This window comes from Bacillus sp. AFS088145, from assembly GCF_002564465.1.
Classification (GTDB): domain Bacteria; phylum Bacillota; class Bacilli; order Bacillales; family Bacillaceae_G; genus Gottfriedia.
On sequence record NZ_NUUX01000013.1, the window covers coordinates 385,037 to 404,847 of the forward strand.

Below are 19,811 nucleotides of genomic sequence, written 5' to 3' on the forward strand. Positions count from 1 at the left end.
GTACAAAGTAGGCTATTTTTTTTGTGAACCTTTGCCATTGTTTATAAACGCTTAAATGTTTACAATTTAATCAATGAAACCGATTACAAATAGTTGGAGGTAATACTAATGGCAGAATTAAAATTAGATCACATTTATAAAATTTATGATAATAATGTAACAGCTGTAAAAGATTTTAATCTTCACATTGAAGACAAAGAATTTATCGTATTCGTTGGTCCTTCTGGATGTGGTAAATCAACAACACTTCGAATGATCGCTGGTTTAGAAGATATTTCAAAAGGTGACTTCTTTATTGACGGCAAGCGTGTAAATGATGTTCAACCAAAAGATCGTGACATCGCAATGGTATTCCAAAACTACGCACTTTACCCACATATGACCGTATATGATAACATGGCTTTCGGATTAAAATTACGTAAGTTTGACAAAGCAGAAATTGATCGTCGTGTAAAAGATGCTGCACGTATTTTAGGACTTGAGGAATATTTAAGTCGTAAACCAAAAGCTTTATCTGGTGGACAACGTCAACGTGTAGCTCTTGGTCGTGCTATTGTACGTGATGCAAAAGTATTCTTAATGGATGAGCCATTATCAAACTTAGATGCTAAATTACGTGTTGCAATGCGTTCTGAGATTTCAAAATTACATCAACGTCTTCAAACGACAACTATTTATGTAACACACGATCAAACAGAAGCAATGACAATGGCTACACGTTTAGTAGTAATGAAAGATGGTATTATTCAACAAGTAGGTACACCAAAGGAAGTTTATGATCGCCCTGAAAACGTATTCGTTGGTGGATTTATAGGTTCACCTGCAATGAACTTTGTTTCTGGTAAGGTGGAAGATGGTCACTTTAACTTAGGCAGCAAAAAAGTTGCTATACCTGAAGGAAAAATGAAAACATTACGCGATAATGGATATGTTGGAAAAGAAGTTATTTTAGGTATACGTCCTGAAGATTTACATGACGAACCAGTATTTATCGAGGCATCTCAAGGTACAGTTCTTGATTTAAAAATTGAAGTAGCTGAGCTTTTAGGAGCAGAATCAATGCTTTACACTAACTTTGAAGGAAATACATTAGTAGCAAGATTAGATGCACGTTCAACGTTTACACATGGTCAAATAATTAAATTAGCAGTAGATATGAACAAAGTTCATTTCTTTGATAAAGAAACTGAATCTCGTATTCGATAATTCAATCATGAATTAAACATAAAATAACGCGGTACCATTTTTATTGGTACTGCGTTATTTTAATTTCTCAATAATTTTAAGAAAACCTTCATTACAATCTGGACAATTAAACATATGAGTACAATACTGATTTGAATTATGCTCAGTTAATCCATCAGCTTTTGCTGAAATGTCATAATCTAAATATGGACTATATTTATCTTCGTAATCAACAGCTCTGCCTTTATCTTCACAATGATTTTCACAAATAGGACATTTTAGTTTATAATGCTCAATTCCATTGCACAGTGGACAAATACCATCCATAAAAAGCTCACTCCAAATTCATTTATTTCATTAAGAAAGGATGGAGATTAATCTCCATCCCTTATTAGCCATAGTTATTATTTTGTATAACCACCTAAGCTTTGTTCAGCCATTTGAACTAAACGTTTAGTGATCTCACCACCTACAGAACCGTTAGCACGAGCTGTAGTATCAGGACCTAAGTTTACTCCAAACTCAGAAGCGATTTCATACTTCATTGCATCTAATGCTGATTGAGCACCAGGTACTACTAAGTTGTTGCTGTTTCCGCTGTTGTTGTTTGCCATGTTGTCTCACCTCCTTAAGTAGTGTAATGATAGTATGACTCTAATCGATTAACATATGTATGTTTAGCTAATGTAAATTTTGGAAAAAACAATTTGTTTGATTTTCCGCGTTTTTCACATAAAAAAAGCACTAGATCAACATCTAGTACTAGTTTTCTACACTACTTTGTAAAATATTTTACTTAAAATTACTGTATTAATTGTAAAAATTGTTTCGTTCTTGCATGTTTAGGATGCTCTAAAACATCTCTAGGATGACCTTGTTCAACAATATAACCACCGTCCATAAAAATGACTTCATCCGCTACATCTCGAGCAAATTTCATTTCATGTGTAACGACAATCATTGTCATTCCCTCTTCTGCTAACTCCTTCATTACCTTTAGAACTTCTTGTACAAGCTCTGGATCTAATGCTGAAGTTGGTTCATCAAATAAAATGACTGTTGGTTCTAAGGCTAATGCTCTAGCAATCCCCACACGTTGTTGCTGACCACCTGAAAGTTGATGTGGTAATAAATTTATTTTCTCTTCTAATCCTACTTTAGTAAGTAAGTCAATTGCTTTCTTTTTTGCAACATCTTTTTTTATTTTTTGAACAGTTACTAAGCCTTCCATTACATTTTCTAACGCTGTTAAGTGAGGAAATAAATGATGTTGTTGAAACACCATACCTGTTTTACTTCTTAAAGAAATAATTTCTTTTTTACTAACTTTATTAGAGAAATCTAATGTCTGTTCATCAATTGTTATTTTTCCATCTGTCGGATGCTCTAAAACATTAATACATCTTAAAAATGTAGTTTTCCCAGAACCAGAAGGGCCGATAATAGCAGTAACAGTACCTTTTTCTACATTTAAGCTAACATCTTTTAATACTTCTAATTCCCCAAAACTTTTTTTAATCTTTTCTAGTTTTATCATATGTTCTTCCTCCATTACTTAGCAACATAGCGTTCAACTCGAGCTTCTAATCGACCTTGAATGACTGAAAGGAAGAAGCAAATTATCCAATAGATGAATGCAGCTTCTATATAAACAACTAAAAATTTATAGTTCGTAGCAGCTATTTCCTGGGCTGTTCTAAACATTTCAGTTACTAAAATTAATGAAGCCAAAGAAGTGTCCTTTACTAAACTAATAAAAGTATTTGATAATGGCGGTAATGAAACTCTCGCCGCTTGAGGAATAATAATTCGTTTTAATGTTTGATTATATGTCATACCGATCGAATAAGCAGCTTCCCATTGCCCCTTATCAATTGACTGGATTGATCCTCTAATAATTTCAGATGCGTAAGCACCCACACTTAATGAAAAACCAATAATAGCAGAAATATAAGGTGAAATCGTTACATGAATTGAAGGTAAACCATAAAAAATAATAAATAATTGTACTAAAAGAGGTGTCCCTCTAATGATTGAAACATAAAATTTGGCTACACCATTTAAGAATTTATTACCTGACAGACGGAAAAGTGCGGTAATAAATGCTAATACAATACCTACTACAAATGTAATAATTGTTAATGGAATAGTACCTATTAAAGCAGTTTTAACCATTGGAAGGAAAGAATCCTTCGCAATGGTTAAATTGTCACTCCACTCTGGGCTGAGTATATTATTTAAGTCCATCTTTACCGAACCATTTTTGTACTATTTCATCATACTTCCCGTCTTTTTTCATATCTGCAAGTGCTTTGTTCACTGCTTTTACTAATGAATCATCATCTTTACGGAACATAAATCCACTGTTAGAAGCATCATTTTCTAAAGCTGCAATTTTAACTTTATTGTCGCCAGTTTCATTTAAATAGTTTTGAATTGATAATTTATCGTTAATTGTAACATCAGCACGGCCAGTTTCAATTAATTGAATTGCTTGGCTAAAACCTTCTACCCCAACTAATTTAGCTCCATATTTCTTAGCTAAATCACCATAATTACTTGTTAAAGATTGAGCAGCATCTAAGCCCTTAATTCCATCAAATGAGTTAACTTTTGAATCAGATTTTACTACTAATGCACCTGATGAAGTGATATATGGATCAGAGAAATAGTATTTTTTCTCACGATCTGGTCTAATACCAACTTCATTAGCAATGATGTCAAAACGTTTTGCATCTAAACCTGCAAACATTGCATCCCATTGAGTTTCAAAATATTTTGGTTTTACTCCTAAACGTTTTGCAACTTCATTTGATAAATCAACATCATAACCTGTTAATTTACCAGATTTATCATGGAACGTGAAAGGTGCATATGTACCTTCAGTACCAATTTTTAACTCTCCGCTATCCTTCACTTGAGTTAATAAATCTTTTCCTTTTGCAGTTTCTTCTTTTTTATTTGTATTGCAGCCTGCCATAACACCTGTTGCTAAAAATAACGAACCTAATGTTAAACCAATTTTCTTAATATTCATTCTATAATCTCCCTTAACCTTATCGGAATTGTTTGTTTTGAATTGTGTGTCTTAAATATATTGCATGTATTAAAAAATTACAACAAAAAAATCTCATATATTTATTATTTTTCTTTTTGTCTATTTAATTCTATTTTTATGATTGAAAAAGAAAGACTGAAAAACCATCTTAGGATATAACAATTTACAAATAACCTAAAATTACCAAAACAAGAAAGTAAAAAACGTAGTCATAAGTAATTATTGTCATATTAATTTCTTTAAGATCCAAACTGCATCATCAACACAAACATAAAAAAACTCAGCTCCTAAGAACCGAGTTTACTTTGCAAATTTTGATGGTTTATTTTTACAATTACACTTTGTATTCTTCTATTTTGAACTTCTTTAATGATGAAGGTTAAATTTTTATATTGTAATAATTCTCCATTTTTAGGTATATGTTTAAAACTTTCGAATAACCATCCACCTAATGTTAAATACCTACTACTAGGTTTTTTTATGTTAAATCGATTAAAAAAACTCGATAAGTCAATTGCGGCTTGGAATTGGTACTCATTCTCATTTATTTGGAAAAAATCATCCTCTTGCTCGTCAAATTCATCTCTAATTTCGCCAACGAGCTCTTCTATTATGTCTTCAAGCGTGATGATACCGGAAGTTCCTCCAAATTCATCCATAACAATAGCTAGATGTGCATTCTGTTTTTGAAGAATTTTTAGCACTGTAGAAATTTTCATTGTTTCCATTACAAAAATCGGCTCTCTAATCAATTCATGAATATTAACTGTTTGTTTTTGGATTAGTTGGGTTAAAAATTCCCTTTCAGAAATTACACCAATTATATGATCAATATCCTGCTCATAAACTGGGATTCTAGAATACCGTTCTTGTAAAAATAAATTACATATATAGTCCACAGATTCATTTATATCAATCGCTACCACATTTGTTCGGGGTGTTAAAATGTCATTTACTTTTTTTTCTTTAAAAATGATTGTTCTTAAAAATAATTCATCTTCGTACAAGTTAAATTGTTCTTCGTCAACAACATCAAATAAATAATTATGAGTTAAAAGATATTTTTCTTTTGACTCTACATTTTTTCGATCATTAGATTCCTTTAAAAAAAGTCGGTTAATAAAGTTTAAAAAATTTTTTATACCATTACCCGAGGGAGCATCTGACAAGCACTTCACACCCCTATAACAAATTTTTAAATTATTAACTATCGACAATCCTTTACAAATATTTAATTTATATGTATTCAATAAAGGTAAAATTATGCAAAAAAAAGCCTCTTACTTTAGAAAAGTAGAGGGGGGAAAAATGAGGTATTGTACGAAACGATTAAAAAATAAGCTGATTGAAAAAGTTAATAATATAACTAGTAGAAGAAAGTAGAACTTCTGCTCAAATCAACCTTACATCCTTATTTTATAATAAAAGAAATTGAATTGGAGCTGTTAGTTGTTAACTTTTTGTGAATTATTGTACAAAGTAAAACACTATAGTGTTAGCGTACATTATTTTAAGATACAAAAAAAGAAGGTATAAAGAACTATGCCTTTATCCTTCTTTTTCATCTTATCTTTATGATTTTACTGCCTCAATAAACTCATTTTTTTTTATTTCAACTAATTTAACTTGATGTGAATCTAATTCAACAACTTTGAATTCAAAGTCCTCAAATATGACAGATTCACCTTGTTGGATGTCGTGATTTTGAGTTAAAATCCACCCACCAATAGTATCAACATCATCTTCTTCAACATATAGACCGAATAAATCATTAATTTCAGTAATTAATACTTTTCCGTCTACAATCTTATGTGATTCTGAAATATGTTGAACAGCTGGTTTTTCATCGTCATCATACTCGTCACGTATTTCCCCAACAATCTCCTCAAGAATATCTTCCATTGTTAATAATCCCGCTGTTCCACCATATTCATCATACAATATTGCTAGTGGAATACGTTTCTTTTGCATTAACAATAATAAATCATGGATGGCGATTGTTTCAATTACCTGAATAACTGGGCGAGTAAAGTTTGCGAAATCGTATGTTTTTTCAACTTTTCCATCAAGATAACGAATAAAAAAGTCTTTTACATTTACCATACCTAAAATATCATCTTTATCTTCCCCAAAAACTGGGTAACGTGTATATTTTTCATTTTTAATTATTTCAATTTGTTCTTCAACTGGGTCTTCTGCATATAAACCGATAATTTCAGTACGAGGGACCATAATTTCTTTTGCAAGTCGGTTATCGAATTCAAAAATATTATTTAAATATTTATATTCAGCCTGATTAATTTCTCCGCTTTCAAAGCTTTCTGATAAAATAATTCTCAATTCTTCCTCAGTATGAACTTCTTCTGATTCAGATGCTGGCTTAACTCCAAATAATCCTGTAAAAAATCTTGCAGAACTATTTAATGCCCAAATAAATGGATAAGCTATTTTATAGAATACAATAAGTGGAGTAGCAAGTATTAGTGTGATCGATTCAGCTTTTTGAATAGCAACCGTTTTAGGTGCTAGCTCACCAATTACAACGTGAATAAATGTCATAACTGAGAAAGCTAAAATAAACGAAATAGTTTTAGCAATTGTTCCGTTTAATCCAAGAAATTCTACGACTGGGTGTATAAGATGCTCAAATGTTGGCTCACCTAAAAAACCTAATCCTAAAGCTGTAACCGTAATACCTAATTGACAAGCTGATAAATATTCATCCAAACTCGTCGTAACCTTTTTAGCAGCTACTGCACCTCGCTTTTTTTCGGCTACTAGTTGATCAATTCTACTTGATCTAACTTTCACTATCGCAAATTCTGCTGCTACGAAAAAAGCTGTAAGTGCGATTAAAACTGCAATCAAAAACAAGTTAACTATGTCCAATGACGAACTCGAGTATATTACTCGAGTATTCACCTCCTGAGAATTTCAATCTACAAAAATATAAAATTATTATTTTACTTACTTAATAGATTACCATAATTTAGTAAAACATACTTATTTTATAGCTTTAATAAATTGTTAAGTTTTAAAATTAATTTTGTCATTATTTTACAAAATGTTTCAATGTTTCAAATAAAGGAAATGTATGATGTGACAATGAATCTACTAAAGCATTTTTTTCACAATCATTCATACCCGATATTACTGGTACTAATTGAGCTAATTTAGCTTCAAGCTCAATAATTTGATTTGATATTTGTTGAATTTGTTCAAATACACAATTTTTTTGATTATAATTAGTTTGCAATAAATCTTTTATCTCTTCTAAGGATATTCTCATTTTTTTACAATGTTCAATAAATCTGAGAGTCTCAATTGCCTCTGTGGAATAATATCGATAGTTTGATTCTGATCGTTTTGCTTCTAGTAACCCTAATTTTGTATAATAATCAATTGTTCTTTTTGAAACTTGAGCTATTTCAGCTAACTCACCAATGCGATACTCGATCCCAAGCGACAACCCCCCCATTTTAAATAGTATTACTATTATATAATTTAGAAAGTATACAGTCAAACGTTACAGTTCTACATAATTTTCGTTATATGTAAATTTCTGCTAACTCCTATAAAAGTCCTAGCTTCATATAAGTAATCCATATAATTATTGAAAATGAATGGAAGTGTAGTTTTGAAATTAAATGATAAAATTACTCAAAAAGTTTCATTTTTACAGTCAGCTTTTTCTATTTCGCAAGTAAAAAAGGGTTTTTCATTTGAAGAGAAATGGTCTTGAACACTTTTATGAAACAGGGTCAATTGTTCCTAAACCTGTAGATTTAGTAGAAATTCCAGAAGTAGGGGTGACCATACATGCTGTCGAGTCTGTAGATGGAATTGATGGTGAGGAATACTTGCATACGATGTAAGCAAATTTTTATAAAATTATTATTCCAATAAGAGGCATATTTGTTATTTCCATTTGAAGGTATCTACTAATGGACAATTCTAGCTTATAATCCCCTAACTGGTATGGGTAATTTATTATTTTATTTGCGATTCTTTGGATTTTAATTGCAGTTTTGCTAATTTTATTTGCGGTTTTCCAATTTTAATTGCAGTTTTCCTAATTTTAATTGTGATTCTCAAATTTTAATTGCAGTCCCCTGTTCTTATGTAGCTTGTCATCATTTATTTGCACATATGAACTCATTATTTGCCACTCTACAAGACTTAATTGCAGCCCAGTCTTTAATTCGTACGATTCCTTCCTAAAATTTTATTCAAATCTTAATTAACATACAAAAAAGAGGGTCTCCATAAATCTTTTGGAATACCCTCTATTTAAAATTTTTCATTCTCTAAAATCAAATAAACTAAGGAAAACATCCGTAATTTCAGGATCAAATTGGGTTCCTTTATTCTTTTCTATTTCCTTTAAGCAGTCTTCTAAGGACCTCCCCTTACGATATAATCGATTTGAGATCATCGCATCATAGCTATCGGCTATTGCTACTATTCTAGCAGTTAAAGGAATTTGATCACCCTTTAGTCCTTTTGGATATCCTTTACCATCGTATCGTTCATGATGGTATAAAACGATATCAAGGATGCCATTTTCATTAAAAATAGCAATATGCTTAATAATGTCATATCCAATTACCGGATGTTTTTTAATTGTAGTGTATTCATCATCAGTCAATTTCTCATGCTTCAGTAAAATATGCTCCGGAATTCCAATTTTACCTATATCATGTAATAGTCCTCCCTGATGGATGACTGCACATAGATTTTTAGATAATTTCATTTTCTTTGCAATTTTATAAGCAATATTGGCAACACATTCTGAGTGATGTGCAGTGTAGTTGTCCCTGGAATCTAACGCCTTTGAAAGAGCTAATATTAACTCGATCGATCCAGTTTTAACTCTTTGATAGTGTTTCATTAAACCGACTGATATGTAAGTGATTAAGTAATATGTAATTAGGTAGCTAATTATATGCCCAGCCTGGGGAACTAAATAGTATCTAGAAAGCACTATAATTGTAGAAACTAAAATGATAAACCAATTAGGACGGTTGTAAAAACCAAGACCAAATATTACTGTATCAAGCATGTAGAGAAAGTAAAAGCTATCACTTTTTTCAGAACAAATCAGATTAAATACTACACTAACCACAAAAGAAATGTAAAAAACATAACGAAAATAAACTGGATTGTTAAACCATATAGAAAACATTTAAACTCCCTTAAATACAATATAACCATTAAATTTTCCATTATCTTCTAAAGCTATGCATGTTATTTAACAATTAAAATATTAACCGACTTATATTTTAAAATTTACTAATTTAAATACTACAATCAATAATATTCCCTTTTCATTAGTTCGAAAATTAAAATTTTTTGTGAAATTTTTATGATTTTATTTCATCTTTTATTGACCAACGTATATCGGTGGTTTAAAGTAAGAATATTAAAAAATTAACAAGTGAGGATGATTATTATGGAACGCGTCTTTAATTTCTCCGCTGGTCCATCTGTCTTGCCTGTTCCAGTATTGGAAAAAGTACAAAAAGAACTTGTTTCTTACGGTACTTCTGGTATGTCAGTTATGGAAATGAGTCATCGTTCGGCTGAATTTGAAGGAATTATTAAGAAAAGTGAAAGCTTATTACGTGAACTTTTAGAAATTCCATCAAATTATAAAGTGTTATTTTTACAAGGTGGAGCATCAACTCAGTTTTCAATGATTCCATTTAACTTATTATGTAAGTATAAAAAAGCTGCTTATATTAATACAGGAACTTGGTCAAAGAAAGCAATCTCTGAGGCAAAAAAATATGGAGATGTTGATGTTATTGCTTCTTCTGCGGATGAAAATTTTTCATATATTCCTAATTTAGAAGATTTAGCCCTATTTGAACCTTACGATTATTTACATATTACAACGAATAACACGATTGAGGGGACAAAATACTCTACTTACCCTAAAACAAATTCTCCATTAGTTGCAGACTTTTCATCAAATATTCTTTCTGAACCAATTGATGTCTCACAATTCGGTTTAATTTACGCTGGAGCTCAAAAAAACATCGGTCCAGCAGGGTTAACAATTGTCATCATTAGAGATGATCTTATTGGAAGTGCAGATAAAAACTGCCCAACAATGCTCGACTACAAAACACATGTAGAAGCTTCTTCACTTTATAATACACCTCCTACCTTTAGCATTTATGTAGCGATGCTAGTTTTAGAATGGATTAAAGAATCAGGTGGTTTAAATAGTATTTATCAAACGAATCTTTTAAAAGCTCAATTATTATATGATTTTATCGATCAATCTGACTTGTTCTCTTCACCAGTTAAAAAAGAGAATAGATCACTTATGAATATTCCATTCACATCAACTTCTGATGAATTAAATAAACAATTTCTTGCTCAGGCAAATTCAGCTGGCTTGGTGAATCTTGAGGGTCATCGATCTGTTGGGGGAATGCGCGCTAGTATTTATAATGCGATGCCATTAGAAGGTGTTGAGAAATTAGTTCATTTTATGAGTCAATTTGAAAAGAAAATATTAGAGGAGATTGTAAGATGATAAAAATTCAAACATTAAATAATATTTCTGAGCACGGAATGAAAGAATTTCCTTTGGAAAACTATAAGATTAACAATGAATTAAATGAACCGGATGGAATTCTTTTAAGAAGCCATAGTATGCATGAAATGAGCATACCTAGCAGTGTTAAAGCAATCGCAAGAGCTGGTGCTGGTGTAAATAATATTCCAATTGATGAATGTACTTCAAGAGGTATTGTTGTATTTAATACGCCTGGTGCAAATGCAAATGCAGTTAAAGAACTAGTTCTGACAAGTTTATTCCTTTCTTCACGTCGAATTATTGAAGGAATTGAGTGGACTCGTTCTTTATTTGGTGAAGAAAATGTATCCAAAATTGTAGAAGCTGGTAAAAAAGAATTTGCAGGAGCAGAGATCGCAGGAAAGAAATTAGGTATTATTGGTTTAGGAGCAATTGGTGCACTCGTAGCAAATGATGCACTTGCCTTAGATATGGAAGTTTATGGGTATGATCCTTATATTTCAGTCGAAACTGCATGGCGATTATCTAGGAATGTGCAACGAATCGATAATTTGGAACAGATTTTTTCAACATGCGATTATATAACAATCCATGTGCCTTTAACACCTGAAACGAAAGGATTTGTGAATGAAAAACTTTTATCAGGAATGAAAAAGGGATCAAGATTACTTAATTTTTCACGCTCTGAATTAGTAGATGATGTTGCGCTTGAATATGCGCTGAATAACGGGACAGTAGGAGTTTATGTGACAGATTTCCCAAATGAAAAAGTGATTGGAATGAAGAATGTCATTCCAATACCTCATTTAGGAGCGTCAACAACTGAATCAGAAGAAAACTGTGCCCGAATGGCTGCTAAACAATTAAAAAATTATTTGGAGACAGGTAATATAAAGAACTCCGTTAATTTTCCAAATGTAGAATTACCTTATACAGGGAAAAAACGTATTACGATTGCACATAAAAACATTCCAAATATGGTCGGTCAAATTACAGGATTATTAGCAAAATATCAAGTAAATATTGCTGACATGCTTAACCGAAGTAAAGGTGCTTTTGCTTATACAATGATTGACCTTGATGAAACGATCAATGGTCCAGTTGAACAGTTGTTAAAAGATATTGAGGGTGTTATTTCAGTAAGAATTATCTAACACCTTCAGATTTTTTGGTTTTGTTTTTTGGGTTTTATCTACACAATGAAGCGGTAGGTCTCATAATAAGAGTCCTACCGCTTTTTACTTATTATTTATTCAAAACAATTTTCAATAATTGTTGCAACGCCTTCTCCGCCACCAATACATAGTGTTGCAAGACCGTACTGTGTCTCTCTTCTCTTCATTTCATGAATCAAGGTAACTAGTATTCTAGTGCCACTCGCACCAATTGGATGTCCAAGTGCAATCGAACCTCCATTTACATTGACAATATTTTCATCAAAACCGCATTCCTTCATGACAGAAAGCGATTGCACAGCAAATGCTTCGTTCGCTTCAATCAAGCCTATTTCACTTAATTCAATCGATGATTTTTCAAGTGCTTTTTTAGCTGCAAATGCTGCTCCAATTCCCATTATGCTCGGATCAACGCCTGCACTACTATTTGCATTAATTTTTACTAATGGTTTAATACCTAGTTCTCTTGCTTTACTTTCACTCATTAATACAACTGCTGCTGCGCCATCATTTATACCTGAGGCATTTGCTGCTGTAACTGTTCCATTTTTTTCAAAGGCTGGTCTTAGTGACGAAATTTTCTCTACTGTAGCACCAAATTTCGGATACTCATCATCTTTAAAAATGATTGGATCCTTTTTTCGTTGTGGAATTTCAATCGCAACAATTTCATCTTCATATTTACCAACCTTAATTGCATTCTCAGCTTTTTGTTGGCTATTTACTGCAAACTCATCTTGTTTTTCTCTAGAAACTTCATAACGCACTGCTAAGTTTTCAGCTGTGTTTCCCATGTGATAATCATTAAACGCACACCATAGTCCGTCTGCAACCATACTATCAACAATCTTTTGATCGCCCATTCTATATCCATCTCTTGCGCCTTTAAGTAAATAAGGAGCTTGACTCATATTTTCCATACCGCCAGCAACTATAATGTCAGCATCTCCTGCTATAATTGCTTGAGTCGCTAAATGGACTGATTTTAATCCAGAACCACAAACTTTATTTATTGTCATTGCTGAAACAGTATTTGGAAGTCCTGCCTTTAATGCTGATTGTCTAGCTGGATTTTGACCTAAACCAGCCTGAAGTACATTTCCCATTATGACTTCATCAACCTGACTTTCTTGAATACCGGCTCTATTAATCGCTTCTTTAATAACTTTAGCGCCTAATTCTACTGCACTTACATCTTTCAATGTCCCACTGAAACTTCCGATTGCAGTTCTAACAGCACTAACAATTACAACGTTCTCACTCATTTTATTTCCCCCTTTTTATTTCATCCTAATTAACCAAACTACATGAAATTCTTTAATTTTTTATGTTATAAGCTTTACATTTTTCATAAAAAGTTGACTTGCTTATTTCTAATAATTTAGCAGCTTCAATTTTATTACCTTGAGTTTCAATTAGAGCTCTCTTAATTGCTTCCTGTTCGGTCTCTTCAATCATTTCTTTTAACGATTTTAAGGAATTTTGATTGCTTAATTGAGAAGCATTTTTTTCGAATTCGACTGTATTTTTTTGATTGGTTGGATTTTCATATAAATAAAGAGGTAATTGCTTTGGTGTAATCACTTTACCATTTAGGACATTTATGCATCTCTCTAGTACGTTTTCTAGTTCTCGAATATTTCCTGGCCAATGATGTGACTTAAGAATTTGAAAAACTTCATTTGAAATTTGAATTCCGTTTCGATGAAATTTCCTTTCGAGTTTTTTTATTAATGAATCTGCTATGAGAGGTAAATCATTTATCCTTGATCTAAGTGGAGGAATGTCTATTTTAATTACATTTAAGCGGTAATACAGATCCTGGCGGAATTCTTTTAATACTACCATCTTCTCAAGATTTCGATGCGTAGCGGCAATGACTCTTACATCAATGGAAATAGGAGAACTTCCACCAACTCTTTCAATCTCTCTTTCTTGAAGTACTCGCAGTAATTTACTTTGCATATGCAAAGACATATCACCAATCTCATCTAAGAAAATCGTTCCTCGGTTCGCAATCTCAAATTTCCCTTTTTTCCCGCCTCTTTTTGCACCTGTAAAAGCACCTTCTTCATAACCAAAAAGCTCTGATTCTAGTAAATGCTCTGGAATTGAAGCACAATTTACTCGTACAAATGGAAAGTTCCTTCTTGGACTAGCATCGTGTATTGCATGTGCAAATAATTCTTTACCTGTACCAGATTCCCCAAAAAGTAAGATTGCAGATGAACTTGCAGATACTTGCTCTGCCAAATTTTTTGCAGCGTTAAAGACCGGCGTATCACCAATTATTTGATTGAATTTATATTTACTATTTAATTCTTTCTCAAATTTCCTTTTATAATAGTTTAATTCTTCTACTAGAGGTTCTACTTTTTTAGAATACTCAATCCAATCTTGCGCATTTCGGAACATTACCGTTCCGACAGCACCTACTAATTCTTCACCTATATACAGTGGATAACGATTTGCGACCATTTCTGTATTTTTTATTGGATGGATCTCCGCTACCTCTGCCTGACCGGTTTTAGCGACTATATGCATTCTAGAATTTTCAATAACATCTTCTACAGGCATACCAATCACTTCATCAGCAGAACGCCCAACAAACTCACAATACGATTCATTCATATACAAAACTTTTCCTTCACGGTTAACGACAACAATCCACTCAGTTGCAAGATTAATAATCTCGGAAATCCATTCAAAAGGAAGACTCTCTAACATACTATTCATACCATACCTCACTTAAAGTAGTAGGAACTAGAAAGGATAAGAGCAGGAATCTCCCCCTGCTCAAAACAACCCTTTCGCACTTATCCTACTGAACTGTATATCCTGCATCTATTACATTCGCTTGGCCTGTAACCCCACCAGTATATTCACTAGCAAGAAATACTGTATAATTTGCAATTTCTTTTACTGTAAGTAATCTTTTTTGAGGTACTAATGGATAAATTACTTCTTCAATTACACTTTCAATTGGTACATTTCTTGATTTTGCTAAGTCAGCCAACTGGTTTTGAACTAAAGGTGTATCCACATAGCCCGGGCAGATTGCATTGACTGTAATACCATCACTTGCCCCTTCTAATGCAGCAACCTTTGTTAAACCAATAACGCCATGCTTCGCAGAATTATAAGCAGCTTTACCAGCGAATCCTATTAACCCATTGATCGAAGCCATATTAATAATGCGACCATATTTTTGCTTTTTCATAATTGGAAATACATGTTTGATACTAATAAAAGGTGCAGTTAACATGACCTTAATAAGTAATTCAAATTTTTCAGTAGGGAAATCTTCAATTGATGAAACGTATTGTAACCCAGCATTGTTTATTAAAATATGTAATTCACCAAATTGATCGATTACTTTATGAAACGTGTCAACTACTTGTTCTTCATTTGTAACATCACATGCATAACCGATCGCATTAAACCCTAGCTCTTGTAATGAAGTAGCTGACTTTTGAACATTTTCCTCATTTAAGTCGGTTAAGACAACTGTTGCTCCTTGCTCTGCAAAGGTTTTAGCAATTTCAAAACCAATTCCACTACCGGCACCAGTTATCAGTGCAACCTTCTCAGAAAGCATTTGCTGCATTTGTTTGCCTCCTTTTAAAGATTAGTTCACGTTATTTAATAACTTCGGACTAATTGTAAATGTAGCCTCTGTTTTTTCAGTAATTTCTTGAATGGTTGCTCCACCAACGCATTCTACTAAAACCATTCCATTTTCTGTAAAATCAAATACTGCTAATTCAGTAATTAGCCTATGGACTACGCTTTTTCCAGTTAACGGTAAAGTACATGCTTTTTTAACTTTACTTTCACCATATTTATTTGCATGTTCCATGACAACGACAATTTTCTTAGCACCATTTACTAAGTCCATCGCACCGCCCATACCTTTTACCATTTTTCCTGGAATCATCCAGTTTGCCAGATCGCCAGTTTCAGAGACTTCCATACCACCTAAAATAGCTAAATCGATATGACCTCCTCTAATCATCGCAAAAGATTCAGCGCTATCAAAATATGAAGCTCCTCTAGCCGCAGTTACTGTTTCTTTACCTGCGTTGATTAAGTCAGCATCTATTTCAGTTTCTGATGGGTATGGTCCAATACCTAGCAAACCATTTTCAGATTGTAGCATTACTTCAATTCCTTCTGGAAGATAGTTTGCTAATAAAGTAGGTAGTCCAATTCCAAGGTTTACATACATACCATCTTGAATTTCTTTAACCGCAGTTTGAATAATTAATTGACGAATATCTTTCATGTTATTAGCCTCCTATACTCCTGTAGTCATTCTACGTTCAATTCGTTTTTCGTATGTTTCACCGTGGAATACGTGTTGTACATAAATGCTTGGCGTATGAATTGCATCAGCATCAAGTTCTCCAACTTCTACTACCTCTTCAACTTCTGCAATTGTAATTTTTCCAGCCATCGCTGCAAGTGGATTAAAGTTACGAGCAGTTTTTCTAAAAATTAGATTGCCTTGTTTATCAGCTTTCCACGCTTTTACAAATGCAAAGTCTCCTACGATCCCTTCTTCTAATAAATACGTTCTTCCATTAAATACTTTATGCTCTTTTCCTTCAGCGATTGGTGTACCTACACCTGTTGCTGTGTAGAATCCTGGGATTCCAGCACCGCCTGCACGAATACGTTCAGCTAAAGTACCTTGAGGAACTAGCTCTACTTCAAGTTCTCCACTTAAGAACTGCTTTTCAAAAATTTTATTTTCTCCAACATATGAAGAAACCATCTTTTTAATTTGTTTATTTGCTAATAAAAGACCAAGACCCCAATCGTCTACTCCACAGTTATTACTTACGATTGTTAAATCCTTTGTCCCTTTATCTCGTAATGCTAAAATCATTTTTTCAGGAATACCGCAAAGACCAAAGCCACCGACAATAATCGTAGCTCCATCATGAATTTGTGAAACAACCTCTTCAACTGAAGTAATTACCTTATTCTTGCCCATTATTTTGCTCCCTTCAAAAGTAAGATTAGTAGTTTAACATTCTTAAACAAGTCCTGTAAGTTTAAATACTGCAATGATTAAGAATACTGCAACTGTTTTAATGATTGTTATTGCAAAAATATCTTTATATGACTGGCGATGAGTTAATCCAGTTACAGCTAATAATGTGATGACTGCACCATTATGAGGCAAAGTATCCATACCACCTGATGCCATCGAAATAACACGATGCATTACTTCCGGCGGGATATTATATTTATTAATTGCCTCGATATACTTATCTGACATTGCACTGAGTGCAATACCCATACCACCTGATGCAGAACCTGTAATTCCTGCTAAAGTTGTAGTTGTCACAGCTCCATTTACTAATGGATCCGTAAATGTATGAGAGATTCCTTTACTTACCATTCCAAATCCAGGTAAAGCAGAGATTACTCCACCAAAACCATACTCAGCACCAGTATTCATAGAAGCAAGAAGTGCTCCACCAATGCTTGCATTTATACCTGTCTTTAGATTTGTACGCATATTCTTAAAGCCATAGATCAACGCTGAAAGGATCCCAATAACTAAAGCACATTCAACTGACCAAATACCAACAACTGCAGGAATTTGAACTACCCCAAAAGCTTCTAGTCCGATTGATTTAAAGTCAAATCCATTCGGATACCATTTAGGGAATGAAACAACAAAAAATTTATTTGAAAATCCAACTAATAATAGTGGAACAAATGCTAGAATCTGTTTTAAAACTGGTGTAGGAGTATTTGTTGTTAATGAAGGAACTTCTGTTTGAGTTTCATTTGCAGCAGCTAGTTCTTCATTAAATCCTAAATAACCTTCACCTGCTTTTTCTGCTTTTTTACGTCTTGATTCTAAGTACCAAAGACCAACTGCAAGTACAAAAACAGCAGCTAAAATACCTAGAAATGGTGCAGCATAAATATCTGTTTTAAAAAATGTAGTTGGAATAACATTTTGAATTTGTGGTGTACCTGGCAAGGCATCCATCGTAAATGTAAACGCACCAAGTGCGATTGTTCCAGGAATCAATCGTTTTGGAATATTCCCTTCTCGGAATAAGTTTGCAGCAAATGGATAAATAGCAAATACAACAACAAACAAGCTTACTCCACTATATGTTAAAATTGCCCCCATTAATACAATCGCTAAAATCGCTCTTTTTGCTCCAACTAATTGAATAATTGTTTTTGCGATTGATTCTGCAATTCCAGACATTTCAACGATCTTACCAAAAATTGCACCAAGTAAAAATACAGGGAAATATAGCTTAATGAAACCAACCATTTTTTCCATAAAAATATTACTAAAGAATGGAAGAATATAACTTGGCTCAGTTAAAAGTACTGCAAATAAAGCACAAATTGGTGCAAATAAAATAACAGAAAACCCACGATAAGCAACAAACATTAAAAGTCCTAATGCTAATAAAATAATTAAGATTTCCATAATAACCTCCTTGTTATCTTTACGTATTGGCACTTTTTGATAACGCTTTCATTCAAATTCATTTTTCAATTTGAACTCCACTATTTACTGTATTTAGCTCCTTTCACAGAATGTCCTTCTGCTTTTATATAAGCAAATAGTGTGCCAAGTTATTAATGGATCGTACTAAAACCGATTGTGTATATTTTTAGGACAGTGCCTTCACACAAAATATTTATTTTATAATTCTAATAATATTAAGTTAATTTATAATTTTCAATATTTTTAATGTGTTTTTTCCGAAATTCCGGAATTTCACTTCAATAAAATTCCGAAAACCTGGAAATTCCAGAAATTCGGAATTTTATTCTTTGAACATTTTATGAATTTTTTATAGTGAACTATAATGATGAATTAATTTTTTCATCCAATCATGTACTTCTAAAAATTGAAACCCTTCTTTTTTAGCTTTCTCATTACTCAATGATTGATCGCTATAAGCATCAAAAGGTGATTGATGTTCGACTGCACCATTAGAGTTAATAATAGCCTTTTTTCCCGTTTCCTTTTCACACATGTTTATTATTTCTTGAAATGTTATTTCACCATTAGCGCACGCATTAAAAGGACCACTTTTAATCAATTCATTTTCCCCTAACCAAAGTAAAAACTCTGCAGTTTCATCAGAATCGATAAAGGTCATCTCTTTGTTTAAATCAGATATGATTAATTCTTCATTTTTTGAAATTTTATTAATATGGAAGAGTAATCTCTTAGTATAATCATCCGGTCCTAATACGATTGGGAATCTAGCCGCATACACTGGGAAATTTGCTTCTTGATATAAAACAGCCTCACAAAGACGCTTTCCTTCCGCATAAGAATATTCATTATCATTGTTATACTTAATAGGATAATTGTAAGGATCGAAATCAGTTTCAACATGGTTTAATCCCGTTTCATAAACCGCTAAAGACGAAGTGAAAATATATCTTCCAACATGATTCGTTAATAGTTTAGAAATTTCCTTCGCTTCATTTGGAGTATAACAAATATTATCATAAACAAGGTCCCATTTTAGATTACTTAAACTAGCTAATGTTTCAGGATTTCGTCGGTCGATTATAAATCTACTTACTCGATCTCCGAAGTCATCCTCTGTTAGTCCTCTTGTTGCGATTGAAACATTATAGCCTTTATCGATTAATTTATGAACAAGTCGTTTTCCGAAAAATCTTGTCCCACCTAATACTAAAACCTTTTTCATTTTTTAACCTCCAAACAAAAAAATACCCAATATTAATAATTCGCCATAAAACTGCAAAATACCTTTTTTATATAGGAAACTTCTTTTACCAAGTTTGTTTTTCTAGTAGTCTATTTATGAGATTT

Annotated in this window: 20 protein-coding genes; 4 read left to right on the top strand and 16 right to left on the bottom strand. The window is 32.6% G+C overall.

Going from position 1 to position 19,811, the window contains the following annotated elements:
- Positions 1–108: 108 nt before the first annotated feature.
- On the top strand, positions 109–1,206 hold the full coding sequence (locus COI44_RS09990) for an ABC transporter ATP-binding protein (RefSeq protein WP_098427786.1): 1,098 nt from the start codon (positions 109–111) through the stop codon (positions 1,204–1,206).
- 54 nt (positions 1,207–1,260) lie between these two features.
- On the opposite strand, the gene COI44_RS09995 is transcribed toward COI44_RS09990, so the two are convergent.
- From COI44_RS09995 to COI44_RS10030, 8 genes are all read right to left on the bottom strand, one after another.
- Positions 1,261–1,512, bottom strand: a complete 252-nt coding sequence (locus COI44_RS09995; RefSeq protein WP_098427787.1) for a hypothetical protein — start codon at positions 1,510–1,512, stop codon at positions 1,261–1,263.
- Positions 1,513–1,589: 77 nt separating this feature from the next.
- Complete coding sequence (locus COI44_RS10000) at positions 1,590–1,799, bottom strand: alpha/beta-type small acid-soluble spore protein (RefSeq protein ID WP_025672148.1); 210 nt, start codon at positions 1,797–1,799, stop codon at positions 1,590–1,592.
- A 188-nt stretch (positions 1,800–1,987) separates the two neighbouring features.
- Positions 1,988–2,722 carry an amino acid ABC transporter ATP-binding protein gene (locus COI44_RS10005; protein ID WP_098427788.1) on the bottom strand — a complete coding sequence of 245 codons (735 nt, stop codon included), beginning with the start codon at positions 2,720–2,722 and terminating at the stop codon, positions 1,988–1,990.
- A gap of 14 nt (positions 2,723–2,736) precedes the next feature.
- The gene (locus COI44_RS10010; RefSeq protein WP_098427789.1) at positions 2,737–3,432 is read right to left on the bottom strand and encodes an amino acid ABC transporter permease; all 696 of its coding nucleotides are present in this window, start codon (positions 3,430–3,432) and stop codon (positions 2,737–2,739) included.
- Entirely contained in the window at positions 3,419–4,216 is a 798-nt protein-coding gene (locus COI44_RS10015; RefSeq protein WP_483295479.1) for an amino acid ABC transporter substrate-binding protein, read from the bottom strand. Before COI44_RS10015 ends, COI44_RS10010 begins: the two co-directional genes overlap by 14 nt.
- A gap of 314 nt (positions 4,217–4,530) precedes the next feature.
- Entirely contained in the window at positions 4,531–5,412 is an 882-nt protein-coding gene (locus tag COI44_RS10020; RefSeq protein WP_142329248.1) for a hemolysin family protein, read from the bottom strand.
- 403 nt (positions 5,413–5,815) lie between these two features.
- Complete coding sequence (locus COI44_RS10025) at positions 5,816–7,132, bottom strand: hemolysin family protein (protein ID WP_098427792.1); 1,317 nt, start codon at positions 7,130–7,132, stop codon at positions 5,816–5,818.
- 163 nt (positions 7,133–7,295) lie between these two features.
- A complete protein-coding gene (locus COI44_RS10030; RefSeq protein WP_097973794.1) occupies positions 7,296–7,712 on the bottom strand; it encodes a MerR family transcriptional regulator in 417 nt (138 codons plus the stop codon).
- A 253-nt stretch (positions 7,713–7,965) separates the two neighbouring features.
- Between COI44_RS10030 and COI44_RS24105 the strand changes: the two genes are divergently transcribed.
- Positions 7,966–8,118, top strand: coding sequence for a hypothetical protein (locus COI44_RS24105; RefSeq protein ID WP_179887070.1), 153 nt, complete (start codon positions 7,966–7,968; stop codon positions 8,116–8,118).
- 425 nt (positions 8,119–8,543) lie between these two features.
- Here COI44_RS24105 and COI44_RS10035 read toward each other — a convergent pair whose 3' ends face one another.
- Positions 8,544–9,428: an HD-GYP domain-containing protein gene (locus tag COI44_RS10035; protein WP_098427794.1), complete on the bottom strand. Its 885-nt coding sequence runs from the start codon at positions 9,426–9,428 to the stop codon at positions 8,544–8,546.
- 267 nt (positions 9,429–9,695) lie between these two features.
- On the opposite strand from COI44_RS10035, the gene serC reads away from it, so the two are divergent.
- Positions 9,696–10,790: a 3-phosphoserine/phosphohydroxythreonine transaminase gene (gene serC, locus COI44_RS10040; protein ID WP_098427795.1), complete on the top strand. Its 1,095-nt coding sequence runs from the start codon at positions 9,696–9,698 to the stop codon at positions 10,788–10,790.
- Positions 10,787–11,947 carry a phosphoglycerate dehydrogenase gene (locus COI44_RS10045; protein ID WP_098427796.1) on the top strand — a complete coding sequence of 387 codons (1,161 nt, stop codon included), beginning with the start codon at positions 10,787–10,789 and terminating at the stop codon, positions 11,945–11,947. The genes serC and COI44_RS10045 overlap by 4 nt, the downstream gene beginning before the upstream one ends.
- Before the next feature lie 95 nt (positions 11,948–12,042).
- Here COI44_RS10045 and COI44_RS10050 read toward each other — a convergent pair whose 3' ends face one another.
- From COI44_RS10050 to COI44_RS10080, 7 genes are all read right to left on the bottom strand, one after another.
- Complete coding sequence (locus tag COI44_RS10050; RefSeq protein ID WP_098427797.1) at positions 12,043–13,233, bottom strand: acetyl-CoA C-acetyltransferase; 1,191 nt, start codon at positions 13,231–13,233, stop codon at positions 12,043–12,045.
- Between the two features lie 52 nt (positions 13,234–13,285).
- The gene (locus COI44_RS10055; RefSeq protein WP_098427798.1) at positions 13,286–14,704 is read right to left on the bottom strand and encodes a sigma-54 interaction domain-containing protein; all 1,419 of its coding nucleotides are present in this window, start codon (positions 14,702–14,704) and stop codon (positions 13,286–13,288) included.
- Positions 14,705–14,789: 85 nt separating this feature from the next.
- Positions 14,790–15,566, bottom strand: coding sequence for a 3-hydroxybutyrate dehydrogenase (locus COI44_RS10060; RefSeq protein ID WP_098427960.1), 777 nt, complete (start codon positions 15,564–15,566; stop codon positions 14,790–14,792).
- A 30-nt stretch (positions 15,567–15,596) separates the two neighbouring features.
- Positions 15,597–16,253 carry a 3-oxoacid CoA-transferase subunit B gene (locus COI44_RS10065; protein ID WP_098427799.1) on the bottom strand — a complete coding sequence of 219 codons (657 nt, stop codon included), beginning with the start codon at positions 16,251–16,253 and terminating at the stop codon, positions 15,597–15,599.
- A gap of 12 nt (positions 16,254–16,265) precedes the next feature.
- On the bottom strand, positions 16,266–16,967 hold the full coding sequence (locus COI44_RS10070; RefSeq protein WP_025568519.1) for a CoA transferase subunit A: 702 nt from the start codon (positions 16,965–16,967) through the stop codon (positions 16,266–16,268).
- 42 nt (positions 16,968–17,009) lie between these two features.
- Entirely contained in the window at positions 17,010–18,440 is a 1,431-nt protein-coding gene (locus COI44_RS10075; RefSeq protein ID WP_098427800.1) for a GntP family permease, read from the bottom strand.
- A 370-nt stretch (positions 18,441–18,810) separates the two neighbouring features.
- Positions 18,811–19,686, bottom strand: coding sequence for an NAD-dependent epimerase/dehydratase family protein (locus tag COI44_RS10080; protein WP_098427801.1), 876 nt, complete (start codon positions 19,684–19,686; stop codon positions 18,811–18,813).
- Between the last annotated feature and the right edge of the window lie 125 nt (positions 19,687–19,811).

Excerpts from the sequence above, each read along its gene's own strand:
- COI44_RS10055 (WP_098427798.1), bottom strand. The coding sequence starts at position 14,704 with ATGAATAGTATGTTAGAGAGTCTTCCTTTTGAATGGATTTCCGAGATT.
- COI44_RS10035 (WP_098427794.1), bottom strand. The coding sequence starts at position 9,428 with ATGTTTTCTATATGGTTTAACAATCCAGTTTATTTTCGTTATGTTTTT.
- COI44_RS10075 (WP_098427800.1), bottom strand. The coding sequence starts at position 18,440 with ATGGAAATCTTAATTATTTTATTAGCATTAGGACTTTTAATGTTTGTT.
- COI44_RS10080 (WP_098427801.1), bottom strand. The coding sequence starts at position 19,686 with ATGAAAAAGGTTTTAGTATTAGGTGGGACAAGATTTTTCGGAAAACGA.
- COI44_RS09990 (WP_098427786.1), top strand. The coding sequence starts at position 109 with ATGGCAGAATTAAAATTAGATCACATTTATAAAATTTATGATAATAAT.
- COI44_RS10045 (WP_098427796.1), top strand. The coding sequence starts at position 10,787 with ATGATAAAAATTCAAACATTAAATAATATTTCTGAGCACGGAATGAAA.
- serC (WP_098427795.1), top strand. The coding sequence starts at position 9,696 with ATGGAACGCGTCTTTAATTTCTCCGCTGGTCCATCTGTCTTGCCTGTT.
- COI44_RS10005 (WP_098427788.1), bottom strand. The coding sequence starts at position 2,722 with ATGATAAAACTAGAAAAGATTAAAAAAAGTTTTGGGGAATTAGAAGTA.
- COI44_RS10050 (WP_098427797.1), bottom strand. The coding sequence starts at position 13,233 with ATGAGTGAGAACGTTGTAATTGTTAGTGCTGTTAGAACTGCAATCGGA.
- COI44_RS10070 (WP_025568519.1), bottom strand. The coding sequence starts at position 16,967 with ATGGGCAAGAATAAGGTAATTACTTCAGTTGAAGAGGTTGTTTCACAA.
- COI44_RS10000 (WP_025672148.1), bottom strand. The coding sequence starts at position 1,799 with ATGGCAAACAACAACAGCGGAAACAGCAACAACTTAGTAGTACCTGGT.
- COI44_RS10010 (WP_098427789.1), bottom strand. The coding sequence starts at position 3,432 with ATGGACTTAAATAATATACTCAGCCCAGAGTGGAGTGACAATTTAACC.
- COI44_RS10060 (WP_098427960.1), bottom strand. The coding sequence starts at position 15,566 with ATGCTTTCTGAGAAGGTTGCACTGATAACTGGTGCCGGTAGTGGAATT.
- COI44_RS09995 (WP_098427787.1), bottom strand. The coding sequence starts at position 1,512 with ATGGATGGTATTTGTCCACTGTGCAATGGAATTGAGCATTATAAACTA.
- COI44_RS10065 (WP_098427799.1), bottom strand. The coding sequence starts at position 16,253 with ATGAAAGATATTCGTCAATTAATTATTCAAACTGCGGTTAAAGAAATT.